We start from the raw sequence: 1,361 nt of genomic DNA, 5'->3' as shown, positions 1-1,361 counted from the left end.
TTCAAGTCAGTTTAGTGTTTAAGGTGCAATGGTTTAGGCTGGGTGTTTAGCGCTGTTCGCACCTTAATGCGGCGTTAGGCGACGGGCAGAAAGTTCTTTGTTCTCATCTTCTTAGTTCTCTTTAACCTTTCGCTTTTCTATGTCGGAAACTCAGCACTGACGGCTTAAATTCTTGAATCTCTCCAACCGTAAAACATGCCAAAGTTCGTGGGTTGCCTCATTGGCTTTTAGTGCAGGTTGGCGGTGAGTTTCACTGGCTTAAAGTGTGGATAGCGCAAGTCAATCGTAGCTTTCGTTTTTGCTATTAGCTTGTAGCTGTTAGTTTCTCAGGTTCAAAAGCTACTTAGTCGCTGTAAATTCGCATTTCGTGGTTGTTGAAACCTTGGCTGAAACATAGTGGCTTTTGTGGCTCTTGAATCGCAAAAAGTCTGTGTGCATTTGGTTGGTAATAGGGTTTCAGGTAACCTGATTTCAAAGTCACTTAAACACTGGTGAGAAACTTCGCCTAACAAGGCGTTTAAGGCGGACTCACAACGCTTTGCGCTCTCAGTTTAAGTTGAATTTAGTGTTTAAGGTGCAATGGGTTAGGTTTGGTGGTTGCGTTGTTCACCACTTAACGCGGCGTTAGGTGTCTAAGTGCTATGCTATTAGTTGATGTTTGATAGTTGATGCTCATTTAAGGGAGGAACTATGCTAAAACGGATACTGTTAGATTCAGCGTTGTTAACGGCTTTAATTAATGGGTTGCTGTATTTTGTTGGGGTATTGAGTTCAGTTGCGGCAGCACAAGCGTTTGAAATACCATCAAGTTTTCTTGCTCTTGATGTTGTATCAACCTTATCTCTTGGGGCTAGAGTATTGGTAGGTGTGATAGCATCACCAATGTTCTTATACAACAATGGTAGTTTAGATGTAGCCTTACTAAGTATGTTAATTCCTACTTTATTAATATGTTTGGTGGTCGTTTTCTTTCGCCAAAAAATAAGTGGTTGGTCAACAATACTAGTTGTTGTTTTAGTTTTCTATGCATTAGTAGTAAGCTACAAAGTGTCTTCAAACACGGCTGATGATTTTTTACTTGAAATGGAGCAATGTTTATCGGAACAAACATGCGAAGGTGAAAGGTTGGCTCAAGTCTCGTATTACATTGACGATGGAAAAATTGAAGAGACAAACGGAGTGGTTTACAAGCTAACACTTGATTATCTGGTGCTCTTTTCAAGTCAAGGGATTATGGTAATTCGTCGTGATGCATTAAATAGTGTTGACTTTCCCTTTAATATCAACACTTAGTATCAAGTTTGAAGTGCGACACTTTTTACAGATGCGCATGAATATACTCCGTTGGTGTCCTATACCCA

General features: G+C 40.2%; 1 protein-coding gene. It reads left to right on the top strand.

Features of this window, described 5'->3' with window-relative positions:
* Positions 1-690: 690 nt before the first annotated feature.
* Positions 691-1,293 (top strand): hypothetical protein, encoded by a 603-nt coding sequence (locus ACQEXU_RS21905; protein ID WP_023585861.1) that lies wholly within the window; start codon positions 691-693, stop codon positions 1,291-1,293.
* Positions 1,294-1,361 lie beyond the last annotated feature (68 nt).

The sequence above is a fragment of the Vibrio sp. TRT 21S02 genome, assembly GCF_050113675.1.
Taxonomy (GTDB): domain Bacteria; phylum Pseudomonadota; class Gammaproteobacteria; order Enterobacterales; family Vibrionaceae; genus Vibrio.
The sequence above is the reverse complement of the archived record's forward strand: the minus strand, read 5'-3'. Positions and strand labels throughout refer to the sequence as shown.

Bases quoted from the DNA above. Each gene is read 5' to 3' on its own strand.
- ACQEXU_RS21905 (WP_023585861.1), top strand. From the start codon at position 691: ATGCTAAAACGGATACTGTTAGATTCAGCGTTGTTAACGGCTTTAATT.